Source organism: Micromonospora sp. NPDC093243, from assembly GCF_044753725.1.
In the GTDB taxonomy this organism is placed as follows: Bacteria; Actinomycetota; Actinomycetes; order Mycobacteriales; family Micromonosporaceae; genus Micromonospora.
Genome location: NZ_JBIVNT010000007.1, coordinates 171,595 through 195,788, shown reverse-complemented (window position 1 = coordinate 195,788; position 24,194 = coordinate 171,595). Strand labels below are relative to the sequence as shown.

At 73.2% G+C, this 24,194-nt stretch carries 18 protein-coding genes and 1 pseudogene; 9 read left to right on the top strand and 10 right to left on the bottom strand.

All coding sequences use genetic code 11. The features are described 5' to 3' along the window. Positions 1–69: 69 nt before the first annotated feature. The gene (locus ACIP9D_RS24225) at positions 70–888 is read right to left on the bottom strand and encodes an ABC transporter ATP-binding protein (RefSeq protein ID WP_350873137.1); all 819 of its coding nucleotides are present in this window, start codon (positions 886–888) and stop codon (positions 70–72) included. Beyond that, entirely contained in the window at positions 881–1,777 is an 897-nt protein-coding gene (locus tag ACIP9D_RS24220) for an ABC transporter permease (RefSeq protein ID WP_350873136.1), read from the bottom strand. Before ACIP9D_RS24220 ends, ACIP9D_RS24225 begins: the two co-directional genes overlap by 8 nt. A gap of 218 nt (positions 1,778–1,995) precedes the next feature. On the opposite strand from ACIP9D_RS24220, the gene ACIP9D_RS24215 reads away from it, so the two are divergent. From ACIP9D_RS24215 to ACIP9D_RS24205, 3 genes are all read left to right on the top strand, one after another. Then, a complete protein-coding gene (locus ACIP9D_RS24215; protein WP_350873381.1) occupies positions 1,996–2,595 on the top strand; it encodes a TetR/AcrR family transcriptional regulator in 600 nt (199 codons plus the stop codon). A 167-nt stretch (positions 2,596–2,762) separates the two neighbouring features. Further along, complete coding sequence (locus ACIP9D_RS24210) at positions 2,763–4,826, top strand: DUF6077 domain-containing protein (RefSeq protein ID WP_350873135.1); 2,064 nt, start codon at positions 2,763–2,765, stop codon at positions 4,824–4,826. A 177-nt stretch (positions 4,827–5,003) separates the two neighbouring features. Then, on the top strand, positions 5,004–6,761 hold the full coding sequence (locus ACIP9D_RS24205) for a CDP-glycerol glycerophosphotransferase family protein (RefSeq protein ID WP_350873134.1): 1,758 nt from the start codon (positions 5,004–5,006) through the stop codon (positions 6,759–6,761). A 19-nt stretch (positions 6,762–6,780) separates the two neighbouring features. On the opposite strand, the gene ACIP9D_RS24200 is transcribed toward ACIP9D_RS24205, so the two are convergent. Beyond that, a complete protein-coding gene (locus ACIP9D_RS24200; RefSeq protein WP_350873133.1) occupies positions 6,781–7,119 on the bottom strand; it encodes a DUF952 domain-containing protein in 339 nt (112 codons plus the stop codon). A 132-nt stretch (positions 7,120–7,251) separates the two neighbouring features. Between ACIP9D_RS24200 and ACIP9D_RS24195 the strand changes: the two genes are divergently transcribed. The 3 genes and pseudogenes from ACIP9D_RS24195 to ACIP9D_RS24185 all read left to right on the top strand — a co-directional run. Then, entirely contained in the window at positions 7,252–7,563 is a 312-nt protein-coding gene (locus ACIP9D_RS24195; protein ID WP_350873132.1) for a hypothetical protein, read from the top strand. Positions 7,564–8,079: 516 nt separating this feature from the next. Continuing rightward, positions 8,080–8,736: a response regulator transcription factor gene (locus ACIP9D_RS24190; RefSeq protein ID WP_350873131.1), complete on the top strand. Its 657-nt coding sequence runs from the start codon at positions 8,080–8,082 to the stop codon at positions 8,734–8,736. Positions 8,737–8,746: 10 nt separating this feature from the next. Beyond that, positions 8,747–10,108, top strand: a pseudogene (locus ACIP9D_RS24185) (ATP-binding protein); the annotation flags it as partial. Between the two features lie 155 nt (positions 10,109–10,263). Here ACIP9D_RS24185 and ACIP9D_RS24180 read toward each other — a convergent pair. From ACIP9D_RS24180 to ACIP9D_RS24165, 4 genes are all read right to left on the bottom strand, one after another. Continuing rightward, complete coding sequence (locus tag ACIP9D_RS24180) at positions 10,264–11,235, bottom strand: TAXI family TRAP transporter solute-binding subunit (RefSeq protein WP_400450935.1); 972 nt, start codon at positions 11,233–11,235, stop codon at positions 10,264–10,266. Positions 11,236–11,279: 44 nt separating this feature from the next. Further along, on the bottom strand, positions 11,280–11,909 hold the full coding sequence (locus ACIP9D_RS24175; protein ID WP_350873380.1) for a hypothetical protein: 630 nt from the start codon (positions 11,907–11,909) through the stop codon (positions 11,280–11,282). Between the two features lie 145 nt (positions 11,910–12,054). After that, positions 12,055–12,852 (bottom strand): peroxide stress protein YaaA, encoded by a 798-nt coding sequence (yaaA, locus tag ACIP9D_RS24170; RefSeq protein WP_350873129.1) that lies wholly within the window; start codon positions 12,850–12,852, stop codon positions 12,055–12,057. A 9-nt stretch (positions 12,853–12,861) separates the two neighbouring features. After that, positions 12,862–14,481: a hypothetical protein gene (locus ACIP9D_RS24165; protein ID WP_350873128.1), complete on the bottom strand. Its 1,620-nt coding sequence runs from the start codon at positions 14,479–14,481 to the stop codon at positions 12,862–12,864. 96 nt (positions 14,482–14,577) lie between these two features. On the opposite strand from ACIP9D_RS24165, the gene ACIP9D_RS24160 reads away from it, so the two are divergent. Further along, positions 14,578–15,648: a phosphatase domain-containing protein gene (locus tag ACIP9D_RS24160; RefSeq protein ID WP_350873127.1), complete on the top strand. Its 1,071-nt coding sequence runs from the start codon at positions 14,578–14,580 to the stop codon at positions 15,646–15,648. Positions 15,649–15,699: 51 nt separating this feature from the next. Here ACIP9D_RS24160 and glgB read toward each other — a convergent pair whose 3' ends face one another. The 3 genes from glgB to glgA are packed head-to-tail and all read right to left on the bottom strand — an operon-like array spanning position 15,700 to position 21,145. Further along, positions 15,700–17,802, bottom strand: coding sequence for a 1,4-alpha-glucan branching protein GlgB (glgB, locus tag ACIP9D_RS24155; protein ID WP_350873126.1), 2,103 nt, complete (start codon positions 17,800–17,802; stop codon positions 15,700–15,702). Continuing rightward, complete coding sequence (locus ACIP9D_RS24150; RefSeq protein ID WP_350873125.1) at positions 17,790–19,886, bottom strand: maltotransferase domain-containing protein; 2,097 nt, start codon at positions 19,884–19,886, stop codon at positions 17,790–17,792. The genes glgB and ACIP9D_RS24150 overlap by 13 nt, the downstream gene beginning before the upstream one ends. Before the next feature lie 38 nt (positions 19,887–19,924). Then, positions 19,925–21,145 carry a glycogen synthase gene (glgA, locus tag ACIP9D_RS24145; RefSeq protein WP_350873124.1) on the bottom strand — a complete coding sequence of 407 codons (1,221 nt, stop codon included), beginning with the start codon at positions 21,143–21,145 and terminating at the stop codon, positions 19,925–19,927. A 70-nt stretch (positions 21,146–21,215) separates the two neighbouring features. On the opposite strand from glgA, the gene glgC reads away from it, so the two are divergent. Together glgC and pgm are read left to right on the top strand one after the other, a co-directional pair. Further along, positions 21,216–22,448, top strand: coding sequence for a glucose-1-phosphate adenylyltransferase (glgC, locus tag ACIP9D_RS24140; RefSeq protein ID WP_350873123.1), 1,233 nt, complete (start codon positions 21,216–21,218; stop codon positions 22,446–22,448). A gap of 32 nt (positions 22,449–22,480) precedes the next feature. Further along, positions 22,481–24,124 (top strand): phosphoglucomutase (alpha-D-glucose-1,6-bisphosphate-dependent), encoded by a 1,644-nt coding sequence (gene pgm / locus ACIP9D_RS24135; RefSeq protein ID WP_350873122.1) that lies wholly within the window; start codon positions 22,481–22,483, stop codon positions 24,122–24,124. Positions 24,125–24,194 lie beyond the last annotated feature (70 nt).

The following is a 24,194-nucleotide window of genomic DNA, read 5'->3' as shown; positions in this document are numbered from 1 at the left end:
GCGCCCCGCCCCAATGCCGCGGCGGGCCGGACAGCACCCGTGTCGGGTGCGTCCGGCCCGCCGCCCAGGTCACTTGCGGTTGGCGAACGCCTCGTAGGCCCGGATCACCTCGTCGGTGGGCCCGTCCATCCGCAGCACGCCCGATTCCAGCCAGATCGTCCGTTCGCAGGTGTCCCGCACCGAGGAGAGCTGGTGGCTGACCAGGAACACCGTCCCGGCGCCCTCGCGCAGCTCGCGCACCCGCTGCTCGCTGCGCTTGCGGAAACCCTTGTCGCCGGTGGCGAGCGCCTCGTCGATCAGCAGCACGTCGTGCTTCTTCGCCGCGGCGATCGAGAAGCGCAGCCGGGCGGCCATGCCCGAGGAGTACGTGCGCATCGGCAGCGAGGCGAAGTCGCCCCGCTCGTTGATCCCGGAGAACTCGATGATCCCCGGGGCCTCCCGCTGCACCTCGGCCGGGGACATCCCCATCGCCAGGCAGCCCAGTGTCACGTTGCGCTCGCCCGAGAGGTCGTTGAGCAGCGCCGCGTTCACGCCGAGCAGCGAGGGCTGGCCCTGGGTGAAGACCGCGCCCCGGTTCACCGGCAACAGGCCGGCGATGGCCCGCAGCAGCGTCGACTTGCCCGAGCCGTTGCTGCCGATCAGGCCGATCGCCTCGCCCCGGTACGCGGTGAAGCTGACCCCCTTCACCGCGTGCACCTCCCGGATCTCCGGTGCGGAGGTGCGGGTGACGATCCGGCGCAGCGCCGCCACCGGGCTGGTGCCGCCGCCGGCGCCCTTGTGCACCCGGTAGATCACATGCGCGTCGTCCACCACCACCGTGGGGATCCGCTCCCGTACCTGGGGCAGCGTCACCGTCGCGTCGTTCGACGCCTCGTACTGGTCAACCACGGCCGTACTCCTGTTCGCCGCGCCAGAAGTAGAGGTAACCCCCGACGCCCATCACGATCGCCCAGCCCGTGGCGACCAGCCAGAGCTGGGGCAGGGACGAGTTGAGCACCGGCGCCTCCTCCAGCAACGCGACCCGGGCCAGCTCGATGTAGACCAGCATCGGGTTGAACTCGACCAGCCGGGTGGCCCAGCCGGGCAGGTTCTCCTCGAAGAGGGTGACGCTGTAGAGCACGCCGGAGCCGTACATCCAGGCGCGCAGCACGAAGGGCATGACCTGCCGCAGGTCGGCCAGCTTCGCGCCCATCCGGGCCACCGCCATGGTGAGGCCGGCGTTGAAGACCGTCTGGAGCAGGATCGCCGGCACCAGCAACAGCCAGGCGAAGGTGATCGGCTCGCCGGTCACCAGCACGATCGCGATCAGCACCACCAGCGAGCCGAGCAGCTGCTGGAACTGGGTGACGGTGACCGCCAGCGGCAGGCTGGCCCGGGGGAAGTGCAGCGCCCGGATCAGTCCCAGGTTGCCGCTGATCGCCGTCGTGCCGTTCTGCGCCGCGGTCTGGGTGAAGTTGAAGATGAACAACCCGGTGCAGAGGTACGCGATGAAGTTCGGGATGCTCTTCTGCTCCAGCACCAGGCCGAAGATCAGGTAGTAGACCGCCGCGTTTGTCAGCGGGGTGAGCACCTGCCAGAGCTGGCCCAGCTTGGCGTTGCTGAACGAGGCGACCAGCTTCGCGTTCGCGTACGTGGCGATGAAGTGCCGGTAGTGCCAGAGTCGCCGGCTGTACTCGCCCAGGGACGGCGGCTCGTCGGCGACCCGCAGTCCGTAGCGGGCGGCCAGCTGCGCCTGGGTGAGGCCGGAGTCGGGATCGGCCAGCGCGGTGTTGGCCATGGATTTGGCGCTCCGATCTTTCGGTTCAACGGGATGCGCGCGACGATGGTGTCGGACGTGGCCGCGTGCGGGGGAGCGCCGCCTCGTCGCTGCGTGGACACTAGTCCGAAACACGTCGGGACGCAACCGTACCGTCGTTGCGCTACTCTGGTCGCCGTGACGTGCGGAAAGAGTCCCAGGTGACGACCGAGAAGAGGCGCGCGCCGGCTGGCGCGGCGGTGCTCCGCGACGACATCACCACGGCCATCCGCCGCGCGTTGATGCAGGAGTTGGCTGCGGTCGGCTACGGCCGGCTCTCCATCGAGGCGGTGGCCCGCCGGGCCGGCGTGAGCAAGACCGCGATCTACCGGCGTTGGAGTTCGAAGCCCGACCTGGTGCTCGAGATCGTCGCCGCGGCGGCGCAGGGCAAGGTGCCGGCGCTGGACACCGGCAGCCTGCGCGGCGACCTCGCGCTGCTCTTCCAGGTGGTGTCGCGCGCGCTGCGCCACCCGCTTGCCTCGCAGATCATCCCCGACCTGCTCGCCGAGGCCGCCCGCAACCCCACCATCGACCAGACCCTCCAGCAGGTGCTCCGGGCCCGCCAGCAGGAGATCGGCGGCCAGTTGGTCCGCCGGGCCGTGCAGCGCGGCGAGTTGCCCGCCGACGCCGACCCGGAGGTCGCCGTCGACCTGATCGTCGGCCCGCTCTACTGGCGGCTCGCCGTGGCGCGCACCCCACTCACCGACAGCTACCTGGACAACCTGGTCGAGGCGGTCGCCGTCGGTCTCGGCGCGAAGAGCGGTGTGCCGCACCAGCGGGAGACTGCGGTGGGGACGTGAATTTCCGGTTGCCGGCCGGCCGCCGCAGGACGAACACGCGCGTACGGAACCGGTAGGCTGCACCCGCCCATCCGGACACCCTCCGTGTCGATGCCAGGGAAGTCCGACCCTGAGCGCCTACGGAACGACGACAAGGACGGCTCGTGACGCAAGTCAAGGACGCTGTTGTGACGCCCGCGTCGGCGGAGCCCGGAACGGGCCGGAACGCCGTGCCGCGGCAGGGTCTGACCCGACTGGTCAGCGCCGGGCTCGCGGCCGCACCGGCCCTGCTCACCGACGCCGCGGTGCTGGCCTTCGCGCTCTGGACGGTGCTCTACCACGCCGCCTTCATCTTCAGCCTGGCCCCGTCGGTGACCTTCAAGATCTGGCTGGTCGGCTGCGTGCTGGTGGCCGCCGTGGCGCTGCTGCGGGCCCGCCGCCGGGCGGTGTCCGCCGCTCCGGCCGCCGACTCGCCGGCCGCCGCGTCGCCGGCCCCCCTCCCGCGCCGGTGGCTGGCCGTGGTGCTCACCGCCGCGGTCATCGCCGCGGTCACCGCCGGGCTGGCGGGCGTCAGCGCCGGCGACGGCATCTCCTGGTGGATCCCGGCGGCGGCCGGCGCGATCGCCGCGGTCGGCGGCATGCTGCTGCTGCGCCGCGCCTGGCTGGCCACCCCGCAGCCGGTCCCGGCCGCCCCCGCGCCCACCACGCTCCAGTCGACGTACGCGCTGGTCATCTCCGGGCTGGTCGCGATCTCCTCGTTCTTCCTGGCCCGCAACACCCCCGACGACGTCTACTACGTCGGCAAGTCGGTCTGGGTCGCCGAGCGTGACATCGTGCCGCTGCGGGACTTCCTCTTCACCGAGAACGTCGCGCACGCGATGGGCTCCCAGCCGCCGATCGCCTCGATCGAGGTGTTCGCCGGCGCGCTCGGCCGCGTCATCGGCATCCACGCCGCCTCGGCGACCTGGTACGTGCTGCTGCCGATCATGGCGGTGCTCGCGATCCTGGCGCTCTGGCGGCTGGTGCACCGGTGGGCGCCGCGCCGGCCGATGCTCGCCTTCACGGTGGCGGTCGCCTTCCTCTACCTGGTCGCCGGTGGCGACGCCGCGCTCGGGACCTTCCACCTGCCCCGGCTCTACGAGGGCAAGGGCATGTTCGTCTCGGCGGTCATTCCGCTGATGTGGCTCTACCTGACCGAGTGGTTCGACACCCGGTCTCGCCGCAGCCTGCTGCTCATCGTGGCGCTGTCGATCACCGCTGTCGGCCTCACCACCACCGCCGCCATCATCCTGCCGATGCTGGCCGGGGCCGGCGCCTTCGCCATGCTGCTGGTCGGTCGCTGGAAGGACGCGCTGATCGCCGGCGCCGCCGCGGTGGCGTACCCGGTCGGCTCGGTGGTCGTCTCCCAGCTGGTGTTCCCCGCCGTGGCCGCCACCGGCGCGGACGCCGCCTTCTTCGACGCCGAGTACACCTACCGGCGCACGCTGATGGTCGGCGTGGTCGGGGTGGTCTGCGGCCTGGCGCTCTGGTGCGGCCCCTTGCTGGCCCGCCGACGGACCCCCGCGCTGCTCGCGGCCGGCGCCACCCTGGCGCTCAGCGTGCTGCTCGTCCCGGGTGTGCTCGAGGCGTTGAGCGCGGTCAGCGGCATCTCCGTGGTGCTCTGGCGGGTGCCGTGGCTGCTCGCCCTGCCGACGCTGATCGGGCTGCTCTGCACGGTCGACGTGCCCGCGCCGGCGCGGGCGCTGCGCCGGGTGGCGAGCGTCGGCATCGCCGCCGCGATGGTCGCCTCGTTCGCCCTCTTCGCCACCCCGATGTGGTCGCCGCAGAGCTGGGTGGAGGTGCACGACCGGCCCACCTGGAAGCTGCCGCAGCAGCGACAGGGGATCGCCTTCTGGATCAAGGACCTGGACCGACCGGACGGGCTGGTCCTCGCCCCGTCGGTGATCATGCGGACCTCGCTCGTCGTCACCAGCCGGGTCCGGGTCGTCCTGCCCCGCGACTTCTACCTGGTCGAGTACGACCTGAACTCCGACTTCGCCAAGGATCGGCTGCTGCTGTCTCGGTTCGCCGACGGGCGGACGCAGCCCACCCGGGCCGAGCTGGAACCGGCGTTGCAGCGGCTGGATGTCGGCACCATCTGTGTCTACAACGGCAACACCTACGCCCGGGAGATGGCTCCGCAGCTCGGCTACACGGAGTTCGCCAAGCGTCGGGCGCCGGGGGCGGTGACCTGCTTCCGGCGCGACGGCTGAGTTCGGCTCGCCGCCTCCGGCCACACTGGAGGCGGCGTTGGCCGTCTTTGACCGGTATGGGACGGGATACCCGAGCGACGCCCGGCTGTCCCTTCGCGTTAAGGTCGCAGTCACCTGCGGGCGGCTCGTGATCGATCAGAACCGGGCCCGTCGTCGATCTCTAGGGGAGCGTACTCGTTGTTCGGCACGTTGACAGGACGGATCGGGGTGGCCGCTCGCGGCGCGCTGCTGGTGCTGTCCTACCTGGTCATGCTCGTTGCCGGCGCCCTGGGCTGGGTCGCCGTCTTCGCCGTCGCCGGGCTGGCCGCCGTCCTCGGCGAGTTCGCCCTGGCCCGCTGGTCGCCGGCGTCGGCGACACTGCTGGAGAAGGTCGGCCTGCACGGGTCGTACCGGCAGCTGACCCGGGACCTCGCGGCCGTGCTGCTGGTGACCGTGGAGGTGGCGCTCAGCGGCGCCGAGTTGACGCTGCTGCTGTTGCTGCCCGCAGCGGTCTGGGTGATCTCGGTCTTCGCCGGCGCGCTCTCCACGATGATCGATCGACGTAACCCGGTCTCGGCGCTGGTCCGCAACATCGAGCTGGGCCCGATGAAGTCGGCCCCCCGCCCGCCGGCCTGGGCCGCGGCGGTCGCCGGTGACCGGATGCCCCTGATGAACGTGCTGCTGGTGCCGGCCGCGGTGGCCGCCGCCGTGCAGGACGACGTGACCCCGTTCTTCGTCGCCGGTGCGGTGGCGCTGGCCGCCACCGCGCTCGTCGGCGCCGTCGTCGCGCTCACCTGGCTGCGCGGCCGGGGCACCGGGCAGGGTCCGCTGCTGCCCGCCGTGCAGCGCTGGCTGGACACGCACCGCCCCGAGGTGGCGCTCTACTTCGCCGGGCCGGCCAAGGACGTCTACCAGGCGAACATGTGGCTGGCACCGACCGAGGCGCTCGGCCAGCGCGCGGTGGTGCTGATGCGCAGCCGGGAGGCGTTCTTCGAACTCGCCGACACCCGACTGCCGGTGATCTGCGTGCCGGCCGGGGTGGACTTCATGAACCTCGAGCTGGGCAGTGTGCGGGCGGCGCTCTACGCCGCGAACGTCGGCGCGAACATCCACATGCTCCGGGAGCCGGGCATGAAGCACGTCTTCGTCGGTCACGGCGACAGCGACAAGCAGGCCAGCGTCAACCCCTACAGCAAGGTGTACGACGAGGTCTGGGTCGCCGGCCTCGCCGGCCGTGAGCGGTACGCGCGGGCCGGGGTGGGCGTGCTCGACGCCGACATCGTCGAGATCGGACGTCCGCAGCTCGCCGGCGTGCACACCTTCGGCGCCGAGTCGATCGACCGGCAGTTCACCGTGCTCTACGCGCCCACCTGGGAGGGTTGGCTCGACGACGACCCGTACCACACCTCGCTGGTGCTGATGGGCGAGCGGATCGTCAAGGGGCTGCTGGCCACCACGCCGGGGGTCCGGCTCATCTACAAGCCGCACCCGCTGACCGGTTCCCGGTCCAAGGATGCCAAGGCGGTGCACGACCGGATCGTGGAGCGGATCCGGGCCGCCGGTGGGGACACCGACGCGAACTCGCTGGACGGTACCCGGCACCTCGTGGTAACCGGCCGCGTACCGGCGCTCTTCGACTGCTTCAACCAGACCGACCTGCTGATCAGCGACGTGTCCAGTGTGGTCTCGGACTTCGTGCAGAGCCAGCGGCCGTACGTGGTGGCCAACCCGGGCGGGCTGCCGGAGGACGAGTTCCGCCGGGAGTACCCGACCTCGCGGGCGGCGTACCTGCTCTCGGTGGACTGCGGCGAGCTGGAGAAGATCGTCGCGGTGACCCGGGCCGGGGACGACCCGATGACCGAGGCCCGCCGAGAGCTGAAGACCTACCTGCTGGGCCCGGCCGAGGCCAACCCGATGGACCGGTTCCAGGAGGAGATCGCCCGGCTCTGCCGCTGATCCAACCGTCCGGCGGTGGTCAGCCCAGCAGGGCGGCCACCGCCTCGGCGACCGGGGTGTCCACCGGCAGCGCCGCGGCCGCGACCACGGCGGCCACCGGCAGCGGACCGTACAGGTGCGGGAAGAGCTGCCCGCCGCGCGACGGCTCCCAGCGCAGCCGGTCGCCGAGCCGATCCGGGTCCACGGTGAGCAGGGTGAGCCCGGTGGCCCCGGCGAAGTGCCGTCGGGCCGTCTCCACCACCTGGTCGGCGCCGGAGAGGTGGATGAAGCCGTCCTGGCGGTCCACGGCCGAGCCGGCCAGGTGCCCGGCCGCCCGGGCGTCGTCCCACTCGGTGGTCGGCAGCAGTTTGTAGATCACCTCGGCAGCGTACGTGGGGTCCGGCCGCGCGGGCCGGCGCGGGCCGCTCCGGACGGTTTCGGCGGTACCGGCCCGGCCGTCCGCCCCGGGCCGGCATGCTCACAGGTGGAGCGGGTCGCGGAGGGATGGGCGATGGCGAGCTACGACGACGACTGGACCGACAGCCAGCGCGCGCTGTACGACGAGTGCTACCAGGCCGGCGGTGACTGGGCCGAGGATCCCGACACCCCCTCGGACGACGTGCAGCACGTGATCAACCTGGCCGAGGCGGACGACGACGCTCTCGGCGACTCCGAGATCGACTTCCCGCCCCTGGTCGACGCGGTCACCCAGGCCACCGGGGAGAACGTCACGAGCGTCCCGGTCAGCCACGAGGACCCGGCCTTCCGGGGCTTCGTGGACGGCGTCCGGGACGCCACCGCGGAGGACGTCTTCGGCCTCTGACCGGGCACCCGCCCCGCGCCGACCATCCGGCCGGCCGCACCCGCACCGGCTTGCGTCGGTCCGCGCTGCCCCGCGCCGGCCGCAGTTCCCGACTCCCGCGCCGGCTTCCCCCGGCGCCGGCTCCGGCCGGGGACGTCTCGCCTGCCCTTTGCTCTGCTTCAGCGGAGGCGACAGTCAGGGCCCGTCACTGTTGCCCCCGCTGAAGCAGAGCAAAGGATGTGAGCGGAGGCGTCGGGGCTGGGCCGACCGGGGCGAGGCCGGGGACGAGCAGGGCCGTGCGGCGGAGGGCGAGCAGAGGCCGATCCGGGCGCCAGGGGAGGCGCCGACCGAGGGTGCGGCAGAGGACGACCGGCGGGGTGGCAGAGGGCGAGCAGCGCCCTGCCCGGGAGGCCGGCGTCGGTCGGACGCGATGGTCTGGGTGCTGCGGCGGGGGAGCCTCAGCCGGGCGGCCCTCCCGTCGGGGCCGCGCTTCTGCCACCATTCGCAGGACGACGGTTCGACGGATGGGGGGCACGGGTGCGGATCCTGCTGGTCGAGGACGACCGTCGGGTGGCCGCCGCGCTGTTGTCCGCGCTCACCCGGCGCGGCTACGAGGTCGAGCACGCCGCCACCGTCGGGGCGGCGCTCTCCGCCGCCCCGTGCGACCTGGTGCTGCTCGACCTGACCCTGCCCGACGGGGACGGCACCGACCTGTGCCGGGAGCTGCGCCGGCGCAGCAGCCAGCTGGGCATCATCGCGGTCACCGCGCGGGGCGAGGAGCGGGACCGGGTGCTCGGCCTCCGGCTCGGCGCGGACGACTACGTGGTGAAGCCCTTCTCGATGGTGGAGCTGCAGGCCCGCATCGAGGCGGTGCTGCGCCGCGCCGCGCACGCCGTGCCGGAGCGGAACCTGATCGAGGCCGGCACGGTCCGGATCGACGTCTCGGCCCGTACGGTCACGGTCGACGGCCGCGCGGTGGCGCTCACCCGCAAGGAGTTCGACGTCCTGGTCTCGCTGGCCCGCCAGCCCGGGGTGGCGGTGCCCCGGGACCGCATCCTGCTCGACGCCTGGGGCACCACCTGGACCGACCGGCACACCGTCGAGGTGCACGTCGGGTCGCTGCGGGGCAAACTGGGCGACCCCGGCCTGGTGGAGACCGTGCGCGGCGTCGGCTACCGGCTGCGGAGCGAGTGAGGAGGGGCCGGTGCGTCGTCGGCTCGTGATCAGCTACCTGCTCCTGATGGTGCTGGTCCTCATCGCGCTGGAGACCCCGCTCGCGCTCACTCTGGCGACCCGGGAGACCGATCGGGTACGCGCCGACCGGCTCGCCGACGCCACCCGGTTCGCCTCGCTCGCCGGGCCGGCGCTGCGCGGCGGTAGCCCCGGCCCGCTCGACAGCGAGCTGCGCAGCTACGACGAGCTGTACGGCATCGGCGCGGCGGTGGTCGACCGGGACCGGCGCACCGTGGTCTCGTCGGCGAGCTGGCAGCGCGCCGTGGGCACCACCGAGGCGCAGGCCGCCGCCCTGGCCGGCCAGCAGTCCAGCGGCCCCGAGTCGGTGTGGCCCTGGGTGGACGGGCCGATCGTGGTGGCGGTACCGATCAACGACGGCGGCGAGGTGCTCGGCGCGGTCGTCACCGTCACCCCGGCTGCCGCGGTACGCCGCACGGTCACCACCTGGTGGCTGCTGCTGGCCGGGATCGGTCTACTGGTCGTACTGGCCTGCGTGCTGACCGCGTTCGGGCTGGCCGGTTGGGTGCTGCGCCCGGTCACCGAGCTGGACGCGGTCACCCACGAGATCGCCGAGGGCGACCGTGGCGCGCGGGTGCAGCACCAGCTCGGGCCGCCCGAGCTGCGCCGGCTGGCGGCCAGCTTCAACAACATGGCCGACGTGGTCTCCGACGTGATGGACCGGCAACGCGCGTTCGTCGCGCACGCCAGCCACCAGCTGCGCAACCCGTTGACCGCGCTGCGGCTACGGGTGGAGGAGTTGGGCCCCAGCCTGACCGACCCGCAGGGGCGGACCGAGCACCGGCTGGCCCTGGAGGAGACCGACCGCCTCGCGCTGGTGCTCGACGCGCTGCTCACCCTCGCCCGGGCCGAGCGGGAGGAGAACGAACGGGTCACCGTCGACGCCGCCGAGGCGGCCGAGTCGCGGGTGGCCGCCTGGCAGCCGTTGGCCCGGCACCGGTCGGTCACGCTTCGACTGGTCACCTCCGGCGCACCGACGTACGCCTGGACCGTGCCGACCGCCGTGGACCAGGCCCTCGACGCCCTGATCGACAACGCGGTCAAGTTCAGCGGCGCCGGCGGGGAGGTCACGGTGACCGTCGCCCGTCGCGACGGCGGGGTCGCGCTGGAGGTACGCGACACCGGCCCCGGGATGACCGAGAGCCAGTTGGGGCAGGCGACCGAGCGGTTCTGGCGGGCGCCGGACGCGCAGAACGTGGACGGCGCGGGACTGGGGCTGACCATCGCCGCGGTGCTGGTCGACGCCTCCGACGGGCGGCTGACCATGCGTCCGGGCGAGCCGCGGGGCCTGGTCGCCGGCCTCTGGTTCCCGGCGCCCGACGAGCCGGCCGCCGGGCCCGACGAGCCGGTGACCGGGGACGACGAGTCGAGGTGCGGGTCCGGCGGGCCGGGGGCTGGAGTCGGCGGACTGGGTTCGGGGGCCGACGAGGCGGACCCGCCCGCGCCGGACCGGCTGCCGGCCGCCGCCGGTTAGGGCTTCGCCGCCCGGTACCAGGCGGCGGCGCCGGGATGCAGCGGCAACGGCGAGGTGGCGATCGCCGATCGCGGGCTCATCCGTCCGGCCGCCGGGTGCGCCTCGGCCAGCTCCGAGCGGCGCTCCATCAGCAGCCGAGTGACGTTGCGGACCAGTGACTCCGGCAGGCCGGCGCGGACGATCAGGAAGTTCGGGTCGGCGACGGTGGTGACCGGCGCGACCCCGTACACCGAGCGCGGGATGTCGCGGGAGACGTAGACCTCGCCGTAGCGGGCCCGCAGCGGCTCGGTCCACGCGCCGAGGTCGATGATCCGGGTCGGGCTGCCGCCGGCCAGGTCCGCGATGCCCCGCACCGGCAGCCCACCGGAGAAGAAGAACGCGTCGATCCGGCCGGCGCGCAGCGCGGCCACCGAGTCGTCCAGGTTGAGTCGGGCCCGACGGACCCCGCCGTCGCCCAGGCCGGCCACGTCCAGCAGGCGGGTCGCGGTGATCTCGGTGCCGGAGCCGGGCGCACCCAGGGACACCCGCCGCCCGCGCAGGTCGTCGACCGTGTGCACCGGCCCGGCGGCGGAGGTGACCAGGTGCAGTTGGTCGTCGTAGACCCGGGCGATCGCGGCGACCCGCGGGTCCGCGTCCAGGCGGGCCGGGAGCACGTCGGCCTGGGTGAAGCCCAGCTCCGCCTCCCCGGCGGCGACCAGGCGGACGTTCTCCGCCGAGGCGGGGGTGACCACGACGCTGGCCCGGACGCCGGGCAGTTCCCGGTTGAGGATGGCGGCCAGCGACTCGCCGAAGGCGTGGTAGACCGCGGTCGGGCTGCCCGTGGCGATGCGGATCTGCACCGGATCGCGGGGAGCCTCCCGGCAGCCGGTCAGGCCCAGGCCCGCCGTCAGCAGCACGGCCAGCAGCGCCGCGGGCGGGGCGGCGCGCCACCGGACGGGACCGGGCCGGGTAGGACTCACGCGGAGCACTCTGCGCCGGACAGGTGCCCGGCCGCAACCCCCGCGTCGGTCGATCAGGCCGGCTCGCCGGCCCGGGCGGGGGCCAGCGTGCTCCGGTGCAGGATCAGGGCCCGATCCGGGCCGTCGGCCACGCTGACCAGGAAGCAGCCGGTGCCGGGCCGCAGCGTGGCCGAGACACCGAGCAGGGTGGCGCTGCGGATCAGCACGGCGGCGAGTTCCCGGTCGGTGAGCCGGACGCCCAGGATGTGCCGGCGGACGTGTCGCCCACCGGCCAGCAGCGCCGACCGCCAGGCCGCCTCGGCGAGCCGGGGCACCCAGACCCGGCGGGCGGTGGACGCGCCGGGCACCGGCGCGGCGAGCAGCTCCCGGCGCCCCTGCCGCCAGCCGACCTCCAGCAACCGCGCGTAGCCCACCCGGTGTTCCCGCCGCACCCGGAGGCGGTGCACCTCGTAGCGGCGGCGCAGCCCGCCGACCGACACCTCGTGTTCGACGGGGACGTCCAGCCGCTCCAGCAGTTGCCGCATCCGCTGCGCGGCGTCCTCGCGGTTGAACTCCACGACGGGTGCCGGGTAGTGCGCCGCGCCGCGCTGCGGTCGCAGCTCGGCCGGGCGGGGCATGCAGCGCAGCAGGCAGGCGGCCTCGAAGGCGTCGGCCAGGGTCAACCAGTCCAGCGGGGGCGGCATCGACGGCCGGTCGGGCCGGTCGAGCAGGGCGGGTTCACGGGCCAACGGTCGCTCCCTTGTCGGAGTCGGGGTGCCCCTACCGTGACGGTTAAGCCCGACGGGCGAAACCGATCCGGCCCAGCCTTGAGGAAATCTTGCGGCTGCCTCAGAGCTCGGTGACCACCACGTCGACCTGCCGTGGCCGCCCGGCCGGCGCCGGCTGCTCCACGACGGTGTACTTCAAATCCCGCAGCGCGTCGAGCAGCTGCTCGGCGGTGCGCGGTCGGGCCCCGGCGAGCAGCAGGTCGCGGACCAGTCGCCCCTTGGTCGCCTTGTTGAAGTGGCTCACCACCGAGCGGACGGGAACCCCGTCGACCTCCCGCTCGTGCAGCACCCGGACGGTCACCGTCCGGGCCGCCAGCTCGCCGCGCGGGGCCCAGGTGGCGGCGTACGCGCCGGAGCGCAGATCCAGCACCGGCCGGTCGCCCGCCGCCGCGGTCATCGCCGGGGCCAGCGCCCGCCGCCAGTACGCCGACAGCGCGCCCGGGCCGGGCAGCTTCGCGCCGATCGGGCAGCGGTAGGGCGGGATCCGGTCGGTGAGCCGGACCGCGCCCCAGAGCCCGGAGCTGATCAGGATCGACCGGCGGGCCGCCCGCTCCGCGGCCGGTGGCAGCGAGCCGAGGTCCAGCGCCTCGTAGAGCACCCCGGTGTAGATCCGCGCGGCCGGCGCGGTGGCCGCCACGGCCAGCCGTGCGTTGCGTCGCAGCTCGTCACGCTGGCCCTCGCTGAGCCCGAGCGCCGCCCGGGCCGCCGCCTCGTCCGGCCCGCCGCAGAGCGTGACCAGCGCGGCCAGCACCTCCTCGCGGGCCGGGTTCAGCTCCGGCAGGGCGAGCCGGGACAGGTCCAGCCGCCGGCCGGTGCCGGCGTCGGCCTTCCCCTCCGACGGCGGCAGCAGGATGAGCACCGGTGAAATCTACCGCCACGGCCGCACGGGGATCTCCGGGTGGTACACGCGGTAGCCGCCGATCTCGCGTACCGGGGTGGCGTCGAGGCGGTCGCCGAGCAGCCGGCGCAGCCGGAACTCCGCCACCGAATCGATCTTCACCACGTAGCCGGGCCGGTCGGCCCGCCCCACCTGCCGCCAGTACGGCGGGTACCGGTTCTGCCCCGGGCTGAGGTTGTCGGCGAGCACCCCGCAGACCACCTCCTCGGCGGTGTTGAAGACCAGCCGGTTGCAGGTCCAGTAGTCCCCGTACACCTCGCGTGGCCCGTCGGCGCGCAGCGCGGCGGCCAGCTCCCGGGCCCCCCGCTCCTCCTCCCGCGCCGCCGCGACGCCGGCGCCCGCGAAGAGCACGGTGGCCGCCACGGCGGTCGCGGCCAGTCCCGCCAGCAGGGCGGTCGCCACCGCGCCGGCCAGCCGGCCGAGCGCGCCCACCGTCCCCCGCCAGCAGGCGACCGCCGCCAGCCAGAGCGGCCAGAGCACCGCCGGTAGCGAGATCTGGAGCACCGACAGGTAGCGCGCGTTGCTCAGCGGGTCGGTGGCGGCCAGCGGACTGCGCACGTACGACAGCAGGGTGAGCGCCGCGCCGGCGACCAGCGCGAGGTGGGTCACCGGGCCGATCCGCCGCTCGGGCGGCCCGCCCGTGGCGCGTCGGTACGCGACCAGCGCGAGCGCCGTCGCGATGACCAGCAGGAGCGGGTAGAGCACCCCGAACCACTCCTGCCACCTCGCGCAGCCGTCGACGGGGCAGAGCCCGGTGGCCAGCGGCACCCCCTCCAGCAGTCCGCCCCGCACCCGCGGCGGCCACCCCGGCACCGGGCCCTCACCGCTGCTGATCCGTCTCAGCACCGACAGCGAGTCCTCCCCGGGCGGGGCGTAGAGGTTGTCCCGGATCATCGGGGCGACCCCCACGACGAAGCCGGCCAGCAACAGCGCCCCGGCCCAGCCGAGCAGCTCCCGGCGGGCCGCGTAGACCAGCAGCAGCCCGGCCACCGCGAGGTACGGCACGATCAGCCAGTCGGACCAGACGGACACCCCGGCCAGCAGGCCGAAGAGCCCGACGGCCAACCGGCGGCGGCGGATCGTGCCGGCCGCCAACCCCACCGCGATCAGCAGCATCAGCAGCACCGCCGCCTTCACCTCCGGCCGGCCGCCGACCACGGTCAGCTGGTCCCGGACCACCCGTTCCGGGCCGACCGCGAGCAGGCCGACCACGAGCGTGGCGAACCACGGTGAGCAGATCCGCCGGGTGAGCCGGTAGATCAGGTAGAGGAAGAGCGCGTAGAGCACGAGCATCGGCAACCGCAGCACCGGCCAGCTCGGCCCGGCCACCGCGATCAGCGGCGCGGCCAGGTAGGACTCCAGCATCCCCATGTAGCGCTGGCCGTAGAGGAAGACCGGGTGCGACCGGCCCTGCGCGATGTGCAGCGCGGCCAGCCCGAAGGTGGCCTCGTCGCTGTTCGACGCCGGCACCGTCAACAGGGTCAGGACCAGCCGGTAGCCGACCCCGGCCAGCCCGAGCAGGAGTGCGACCAGCGCCGGCCGGTCGAGCCGTGGACGCCACCGCCCACGATGCTGCACTGGTTGCGACACGACCACGCCCCCGTCGTCGTCCCGACCGGAGTGTTTCACGGCCTCGGGGGCGGCCGGGGTGGATCGGGGCAGACCGCCCGGCGAAGATCGCCTCGCATGGCCGTGGCCGCGTTGGTGTGGCAGGGTTGCAGCGTGTCACCCACTCCCGCCGGCCAGCTGGCCGTCCCGCGCCTGCACCGCGCGGCGCGGATCGAGGACGCCGTGCACCAGCTCGTCGAGCGCCGACTGCGGCGCACCGGCTGGCGGATCAACATCGTCGCCTACACCGGCTACGGCTCGCCCGGCTGGGTACGGGTGATGTGCCGGGTCTTGCTGGGCCGCCCCGACACCCGGCAGCGGGGCCGGCTGGAGAAGGTCCGTGGCTGGCGCAGCTTCACCACCCTGCCCGCCAAGTACGTCACGGTGTTCATCGAGGCCGGCGGGGTGCGGCACGAGGCGCAGGCGGACCGCAGCGGCTTCGTCGACACCATGGTCAAGGCCGACCTGCCGCCCGGCTGGGGCACCGTCCGGCTGACCGTGCCGGACGCCGAACCGGTCGACGCGCCGGTGCGCATCCTCGACCCGGACGTCCGCTTCGGCATCCTCTCCGACATCGACGACACGGTGATGGTGACGGCGCTGCCCCGGCCGCTGCTCGCCGCGTGGAACACCTTCGTCCTCGACGAGCACGCCCGCGCGGCGGTGCCCGGCATGGCGGTGCTCTACGAGCGGCTGGTCACCGCCCACCCGGGCGCCCCGGTCTTCTACCTCTCCACCGGCGCCTGGAACGTCGCGCCGACGTTGACCCGGTTCCTGTCCCGGCACCTCTATCCGGCCGGGCCGCTGCTGCTGACCGACTGGGGCCCGACCGCCGACCGGTGGTTCCGCAGCGGCCGGGAACACAAGCGGGCCACCCTGGCCCGGCTGGCCCGGGAGTTCCCCGACGTCCGCTGGCTGCTGGTCGGCGACGACGGTCAGCACGACCAGGAGATCTACCGCGAGTTCGCCGCCGCGAACCCGGAGAACGTCGCCGGAGTGGCGATCCGCCGCCTCTCGCCGACCCAGTCGGTTCTGGCCGGTAGCCTGCCCGGCCCGCACGACCTGCCGTCGGCGGTGGGGCAGAAGTGGCTCTCCGCGCCGGACGGGGCGGGCCTGTGGCAGCTGCTCCGCGACGCCGGCCTGGTCTGACCTACGCCGAGGGCACGCGGGCGGCGGCTCGGGCCACGCCACCCGCGCGGCTCAGTCGCGGCGGAGCCAGACGACGCCGAGCGGCGGCACCTGCAGCGCGGCTGAGGCCACCATGCCGTGCCACGGCACGTCCTCGGCGTGCACCTCACCCAGGTTGCCCACCCCCGACCCGCCGTAGTGGTGCGCGTCGGTGTTGAGCACCTCCTGCCAGGCACCACCGGCGGGCAGGCCGATCCGGTAGTCGTGCAGCGGCAGGGCGGAGAAGTTCGCCACGCAGACCAGCGTCGAGCCGTCCGGGGCGATCCGGACGAACGACACCGTGTTGTTGGCGACGTCGTCACCGGCGATCCAGCGGAACCCGGCCGGCTCGGTGTCCTGCGCCCAGAGCGCCGGGGTGGCCCGGTAGAGCCGGTTCAGGTCGGCGACGAGGCGCTGCACGCCGGCCCGCGCCGGGTCGTGCAGCAGGTACCAGTCGAGCCCGCGCTCCTCGCTCCACTCCCGGTCGTCGGCCAGCTCGCAGCCCATGAAGAGCAGCTGCTTGCCCGGGTGCGCCCACATGTACGCCAGCAACGCCCGTACGTTCGCCAGCCGCTGCCAGGTGTCGCCGGGCATCTTCGCGGCCAGCGAGCCCTTGCCGTGCACCACCTCGTCGTGGCTGATCGGCAGCACGTAGTTCTCGCTCCACGCGTACGCCAGGGAGAAGGTGAGCTGGTGATGATGGTGCTGGCGGTAGACCGGGTCCTTCGAGGTGTAGAGCAGGGTGTCGTGCATCCAGCCCATGTTCCACTTGAAGCCGAAGCCCAGCCCGCCGGCGGAGGTGGGGCGGGTGACCCCGGGCCAGGCGGTGGACTCCTCGGCCACCATCACCACCCCGGGGTGGTGCTTGTAGACGGTCGCGTTCGCCTCCTGCATGAAGGCGATCGCCTCCAGGTTCTCCCGACCGCCGTACCGGTTGGGCGCCCACTGGCCGTCCTGCCGCGAGTAGTCCAGGTAGAGCATCGAGGCGACCGCGTCCACCCGCAGCCCGTCGACGTGGAACTGCTCGCACCAGTAGAGCGCGTTGGCCACCAGGAAGTTGCGCACCTCGAGGCGGCCGAAGTCGAAGACGTACGTACCCCAGTCGGGGTGTTCGCCGCGGCGCGGGTCGGGGTGCTCGTAGAGCGGGGTGCCGTCGAAGCGGGCCAGCGCCCACTCGTCCTTCGGGAAGTGCGCCGGCACCCAGTCCAGGATCACCCCGATGCCGGCGCCGTGCAGCCGGTCGACGAGGTGCCGGAAGTCGTCCGGGTCGCCGAAGCGGGAGGTGGGGGCGAAGTAGCCGGTGACCTGGTAGCCCCAGGACCCGCCGAAGGGGTGCTCCATCACCGGCAGGAACTCCACGTGGGTGAAGCCCAGCTCGGTCACGTACTCGGTGAGCTGCTCGGCCAGCTCCCGGTAGCCGAGCCCGGGCCGCCACGAGCCGAGGTGCACCTCGTAGACGCTCATCGGCTCCTGGTGCGGCTGGCGCCGGGCCCGCCGCTCCAGCCAGGCCGCATCGGACCACTCGTACCGGGAGTGGTGCACCACCGAGGCGGTGGCCGGCGGCACCTCGGCGTACGCGGCGAGCGGGTCGGCCTTGTCCCGCCAGCGGCCGTCCGCGCCGAGCACCCGGTACTTGTACCGGGCGCCGACCCGGGCGTTCGGTACGAAGATCTCCCACACCCCGGTGGAGCCGAGCGAGCGCATCGGCCACCCGTCGTCCGGCGCCCAGCCGGTGAAGTCACCGACCACCCGCACACCGCGCGCGTTCGGCGCCCAGACGGCGAACGCCACCCCCTCGTCGAAGACCCGGGCGCCGAGCGCCTCCCAGAGCCGCTCGTGCCGGCCCTCGCCGATCAGGTGCAGGTCCAGCTCGCCCAGGGTGGGCGGGTAGCGGTACGGGTCGTCGTGCACGACGCCGTCCGCCTCGACCCGGTAGTCGAGCGCGGTGCCCGGCACGACGGTCTCGAAGATCCCGACGTCGTGCACCCGCTTCATCGGGTGGCGCTCGCCGTCGACCAACGCGGCGACGTCGCCGGCGCCCCGGCGCAGGGTGCGGATGGTGGTCCGGCCGTCGGCGGGGTGCGCGCCGAGCACCGCGTGCGGGTCATGGATCTCACCGGCGATCAGCTGGTCCATCGGGCGTCGTCCTTCTGGGCGGGAGCGGTCGGGGCGGTGCCGCCGGAGAGGTCGTCGGGGACGGCTTCGACGGTGAGCTCCGCCGGGCCGGTCGGGGCGGGCTCCGGCACCTCGGGCGGGACCGGTCGGCGCACGGTGAGCACGTGCGCGGGCTGCAGGTACGGGTCGAGCCGCACCGCGTTGCGCTGCCCCCAGTCGTAGCTGGTCCCGGTCAGCTCGTCGTGCACGGTGAACCGCTCGTGCCAGTCGAAGCCGAGCGCCGGCATGTCCAGCGTCGTGTTGCCCCACTGCACGGTCCGCGAGTCGAACGAGCAGACCACGATGACCGTGTTGCCGGTCTCCGGGTCGCGTTTGGACCAGCAGAGCAGCGCCGGGTTGTCGATGTCGTGGAAGCGCAGGTTGCGCAGCCGGCGCAGGGCCGGGTTCTCCCGCCGGACCCGGTTGAGGTCGGCGATGAACGGGGCCAGCGAGCGCCCCCGCGCCTCGGCGTCGGCCCAGTCCCGGGGACGCAGCTCGAACTTCTCGTTGTCCAGGTACTCCTCGGCGCCGGGGCGGGCCACGTGCTCGAAGAGTTCGTAGCCGGCGTACATGCCCCAGGAGGGGGAGAGCAGCGCGGCCAGCACCGCCCGGATCTTGAACATCGGCGGGCCGCCGTGCTGCAACGACTCGTGCAGGATGTCCGGCGTGTTCGGCCAGAAGTTGGGTCGCATGTAGTCGGCCGCCGCGACGAGTTCCTCGCAGTACTCGCGCATCTCGGCGGCCGTCGTACGCCAGGTGAAGTAGGTGTACGACTGGCTGAAGCCGATCTTGCCGAGACCGTGCATGATGGCCGGCCGGGTGAACGCCTCGGCCAGGAAGAGCACGTCCGGGTCGACCTGCTTGACCTCCCCGATCAACCAGTGCCAGAAGTCGAACGGCTTGGTGTGCGGGTTGTCCACCCGGAAGATGCGGATGCCCTCGCCGACCCAGTGCAGCACCACCCGGAGGATCTCGGCCCGGATGCCCTCCGGGTCGTTGTCGAAGTTCAGCGGGTAGATGTCCTGGTACTTCTTCGGCGGGTTCTCCGCGTACGCGATGGTGCCGTCGGCCCGGGTGGTGAACCACTGGGGATGTTCGCGCACCCAGGGGTGGTCGGGCGCGCACTGCAACGCCAGGTCCATCGCCACCTCCAGGCCCTGCTCGGCGGCGGCGGCGATGAAGGCGCGGAAGTCGCGCGCCGTACCCAGGTCGGGGTGGATGGCGTCGTGCCCGCCCTCGGCGGCGCCGATCGCCCACGGCGAACCGACGTCGTCCGGCCCGGCGGTGAGCGAGTTGTTGCGGCCCTTGCGGTTGGCCCGGCCGATCGGGTGGATCGGCGGCAGGTAGAGCACGTCGAAGCCCATCGCGGCGACACCCGGGAGCCGGTCCGTGGCGGTGGCGAACGTGCCGGAGCGGGCCGGCGCGTCGGCCGTGGCCGGCACGGCGCCCTCGGAGCGCGGGAAGAACTCGTACCAGGCGGAGAAGAGGGCCCGCTCCCGGTCCACCCAGAGCCGGTGCTCGTCGCCGGTGGTGACCAGCTCCCGCACCGGGTACGCCCAGAGCAGCTCGGCCAGCTCCAGCGCCGGCGTGACCCGACGCGGCAGCGGGCGGGCGGTGTCGCGCAGCGCGGCGGCGGCCGCGGCCACCCGGTCACGCTCGGCGGCCGGCACCAGCGCGGTCGCGGCGTCGAGCACCCGGGCGCCCTCGGCCAGGTCGTTGGCCAACTCCGCCGGCCCCTGCCCGGCGGCGATCTTCTTGGTCACCGCGTTCTGCCAGGTGAGGTACGGGTCGGCGAACGCCTCGACGTGGAACGTCCAGGCGCCCACCGCGTCCGGCCGGATGCCGGCGTGCCAGCGGTCCTGCCCGGGCTCGCCGGGGCGCATCCGGGTGAACGGCCGGGCGGCGCCGTCCGGGCCGCGCCAGACCACGTTGCAGCCCAGCGCGTCGTGGCCTTCGCGATAGGCCCGGGCCGCGACCGGCACCCACTCACCGACCACCGCCTTGGCGGGGTAGCGGCCGCACGAGACGACGGGGGAGACGTCTTCGATCGGGAACCGTCCAGTCACCCCGCCAACCTACTGCGTGTGATCCGCTTCCGCGCGGCTCAGCCGGCCGCTCCCACCGACCGGTAGACCTCCACGGTCCGCGCCGCGATCGCGTCCCAGGAGAAGTGCTCGACCGCCCGGCGCCGGCCGGCCAGGCCGAACTCGGTGATCCGTTTCGGGTCAGCGAGCAGCTCGTTCATCCGCGCGGCCAGGTCGGCGACGAAACGCTGCGGGTCCAGCGGCCGGCCGGACCCGTCGCCGGCCTGCTCGATCGGAACCAGCAGGCCGGTCTCGCCGTCGGCGACCACCTCCGGGATGCCGCCGGTGGCGGTCGCCACCACCGCCGTCTCGCAGGCCATCGCCTCCAGGTTGACGATGCCCATCGGCTCGTAGACCGACGGGCAGGCGAAGAGCGTGGCGTGCGTGAGCACCTGGATCACCTCGTGCTTGGGCAGCATCTCGGCCACCCAGACGACCCCGGAGCGGTTCGCCCGCAGCTCGGCGACCAGACCCTCCACCTCCGCGGCGATCTCCGCGGTGTCCGGCGCGCCGGCGAGCAGCACCAGCTGGGTGTCCGTCGGCAGCTCGCGCGCGGCGCGCAGCAGGTAGGGCAGCCCCTTCTGCCGGGTGATCCGGCCCACGTAGACCACGCTGGGCAGCGCCGGATCGATGCCGAGCCGGTCCAGCACGTCGGTGCCCGGATCCGGCGCGTACTGCCGGGTGTCGATGCCGTTGTAGACCACCCGGACCCGGGCCGGGTTCACCGCCGGGTACGCGGTCAGCACGTCACGCCGCATCCCCTCACTGACCGCGATGACCGCGTCGGCGGACTCCACCGCCGTCCGCTCGCACCACGAGGAGAGCTCATAGCCTCCGCCGAGCTGCTCGGCCTTCCACGGCCGCAGCGGCTCCAGGCTGTGCGCGGTGACCACGTGCGGCACCCCGTAGAGCAGCTTCGCGGTGTGCCCGGCCAGGTTGGCGTACCAGGTGTGGCTGTGCACCACGTCGGTGCCGGCGCAGCCGGCCGCCATCTCCAGGTCCACACCCATCGTGCGCAGCGCGGCGTTCGCGCCGGTCAAGCCCGGCGGTTCGGCGTACGCGGTGACCCCCGGCTCGGTGCGGGGCGCGCCGAAGCAGTGCACCCGGACGTCGGTGAGCCGACGCAGCTCCCGGGCCAGGTACTCCACGTGCACCCCGGCTCCGCCGTAGACCTCCGGTGGGTACTCGCGGGTGAGCAGATCGACGCGGAGCTGTCCGGTGGCCGGGGAGGAGTCGGTCATGCCCGCACCCTAGTGCAGAAGTGTGCCCGTACGAGTGGTGAAGTCGGACGGCTATGGATAGCGTCTGAGCATGGCTGCCAAGGTGCTCGCGATCGTCCTGGCCGGCGGAGAGGGCAAGCGCCTGATGCCGCTGACCACGGACCGGGCCAAGCCGGCCGTCCCGTTCGGCGGGATGTACCGCATGGTCGATTTCGTCCTCTCCAACCTGGCCAACGCCGGCTATCTCAAGATCGTCGTGCTGACCCAGTACAAGTCGCACTCACTGGACCGGCACATCACCAAGACGTGGCGGATGTCGACCCTGCTGGGCAACTACGTCACCCCGGTGCCGGCGCAGCAGCGCCGGGGGCCGTGGTGGTTCGCCGGCTCGGCGGACGCCATCTACCAGAGCTTCAACCTGATCAACGACGAGCAGCCCGACTACGTGATCGTCTTCGGCGCCGACCACATCTACCGGATGGACCCCCGGCAGATGGTGGAGGACCACATCGCCTCCGGCGCGGCGGTGACGGTCGCCGGGATCCGGCAGCCGCTGTCGACGGCCGACCAGTTCGGCGTCATCGAGGTGGGCGAGGACGGCCGGCGGATCCGGGCGTTCCGCGAGAAGCCCGCCGACGCGGTCGGCCTGCCCGACGCGCCTGACGAGATCTACGCCTCGATGGGCAACTACGTCTTCACCACCAAGGCGCTCTGCGAGGCGGTGGAGCGCGACGCGGCCGACAAGACCAGCAAGCACGACATGGGCGGCAGCATCATCCCGATGCTCGTCGAGCGGGGCGAGGCGAACGTCTACGACTTCCGCGACAACGAGGTGCCGGGCAGCACCGACCGCGACCGCGGCTACTGGCGCGACGTCGGGACGCTCGACTCGTTCTACGACGCGCACATGGATCTGATCAACGTGCACCCGGTCTTCAACCTCTACAACTTCGACTGGCCGATCTACACCGAGCAGCCGCCCTGGCCGCCGGCGAAGTTCGTGCACCAGTGGGGGGAGCGGGTCGGCCGGGCGGTCGGCTCGATGGTCTCGCCCGGCGCGGTGATCTCCGGCTCGCTGGTGGAGAACTCCGTCGTCTCGCCCAAGGTCAAGGTGCACTCCTGGGCGCACGTCGACGGCGCGGTGCTCATGGAGGGCGTCGAGATCGGCCGGCACGCGGTGGTCCGCCGGGCCATCCTGGACAAGAACGTCTTCGTTCCGGAGGGCGCCGAGATCGGCGTCGACCTGGAGAAGGACCGGCAGCGCTACACCGTCTCCGACAACGGCATCGTGGTGATCGGCAAGGGTCAGCGCGTCGAGCCCTGACCGTTTCGCAACTTCCCGAGGAGGACCCCGCAGTGACGCACGCCCGTGCCGGCCAGCCGGCCGAGCCCGCCGACCTGGTCGACGTGCCCCGGTTGGTGACCGCCTACTACGCCGAGCACCCCGATCCGCAGGACCCGGCGCAGCAGGTCTCCTTCGGCACCTCCGGTCACCGGGGGTCGAGCCTGCGCGGAGCGTTCAACTCCGACCACATCGTCGCGGTCACCCAGGCGCTCTGCGACTGGCGGCGGGAGCACGGCGTCGACGGCCCGCTCTTCCTGGGCCGAGACACCCACGCGCTCTCCACTCCGGCCACGGTCGACGCGCTGGAGGTGCTCGCCGCCAACGAGGTGACTGTGCTGGTGGACAGCCGGGACGGCTACACCCCCACCCCGGCGTTGTCGCACGCCATCCTCACCCACAACCGGGGTCGGACCAGCGGGCTCGCCGACGGCATCGTGATAACCCCGTCGCACAACCCGCCGGACGACGGCGGGTTCAAGTACAACCCCACCCACGGCGGGCCGGCCGACACCGACGTGACGAAGTGGATCCAGGACCGGGCGAACGCCATCCTCGTCGGCGGGCTCGCCGAGGTCCGGCGCGTCCCGTACGCCCGGGCCCGCGCCGCCGAGACCACCGGGACGTACGACTTCCTCGCCAGCTACGTCGACGACCTGCCGGCGGTGCTCGACCTCGACGCGGTGCGGGCCGCCGGGGTCCGGATCGGCGCCGACCCGCTCGGCGGGGCGAGCGTGGCCTACTGGGGCGAGATCGCCGAGCGGCACCGCCTCGACCTAACCGTGATCAACCCGACCGTCGACCCGACCTGGCGGTTCATGACCCTCGACGGCGACGGCAAGATCCGGATGGACTGCTCGTCGCCGAACGCGATGGCCTCGCTGATCGCCGCCCGCGCCGACTACCAGGTCTCCACCGGCAACGACGCGGACGCCGACCGGCACGGCATCGTCACCCCCGACGGCGGGCTGATGAACCCGAACCACTACCTGGCGGTGGCGATCGGGCACCTGTTCCGGACCAGGTTGCAGTGGGGTCCGGCGGCGGCGGTCGGCAAGACCCTGGTCTCCTCCTCGATGATCGACCGGGTCGCCGCCGACCTGGGCCGCCCGCTGCTGGAGGTGCCGGTCGGCTTCAAGTGGTTCGTGCCCGGGCTGCTCGACGGCGCGGTCGGCTTCGGTGGCGAGGAGAGCGCCGGCGCCTCGTTCCTGCGCCAAGACGGGGGCACCTGGACCACCGACAAGGACGGCATCCTGCTCTGCCTGCTCGCCTCGGAGATCATCGCGACCACCGGCCGGACGCCCAGCGAGCACTGGACCGAGCTGGCCGAGCGTTTCGGTGCCCCGGCCTATGCCCGCATCGACGCCCCGGCGACCCGGGAGGAGAAGGCGGTGCTCGGCAAGCTCTCCCCGGAGCAGGTGACCGCCACCGAGTTGGCGGGCGAGCGGATCACCGCCACCCTCACCACCGCTCCCGGCAACGGCGCGCCGATCGGCGGGCTCAAGGTGACCACCGAGTCCGGCTGGTTCGCGGCGCGTCCGTCCGGCACCGAGGACGTCTACAAGATCTACGCCGAGTCGTTCCAGGGGCCGGAGCATCTGACCCGGATCCAGCAGGAGGCGAAGGACCTCGTCGCCGAGGTGCTCAAGCAGGCCTGAGCGAGGCGCGGCGCCGGCCTCCGCCTTGTGCCGGCGGCGCCGGCCTGCCCGAAGCCTGTCGAACTGCTCC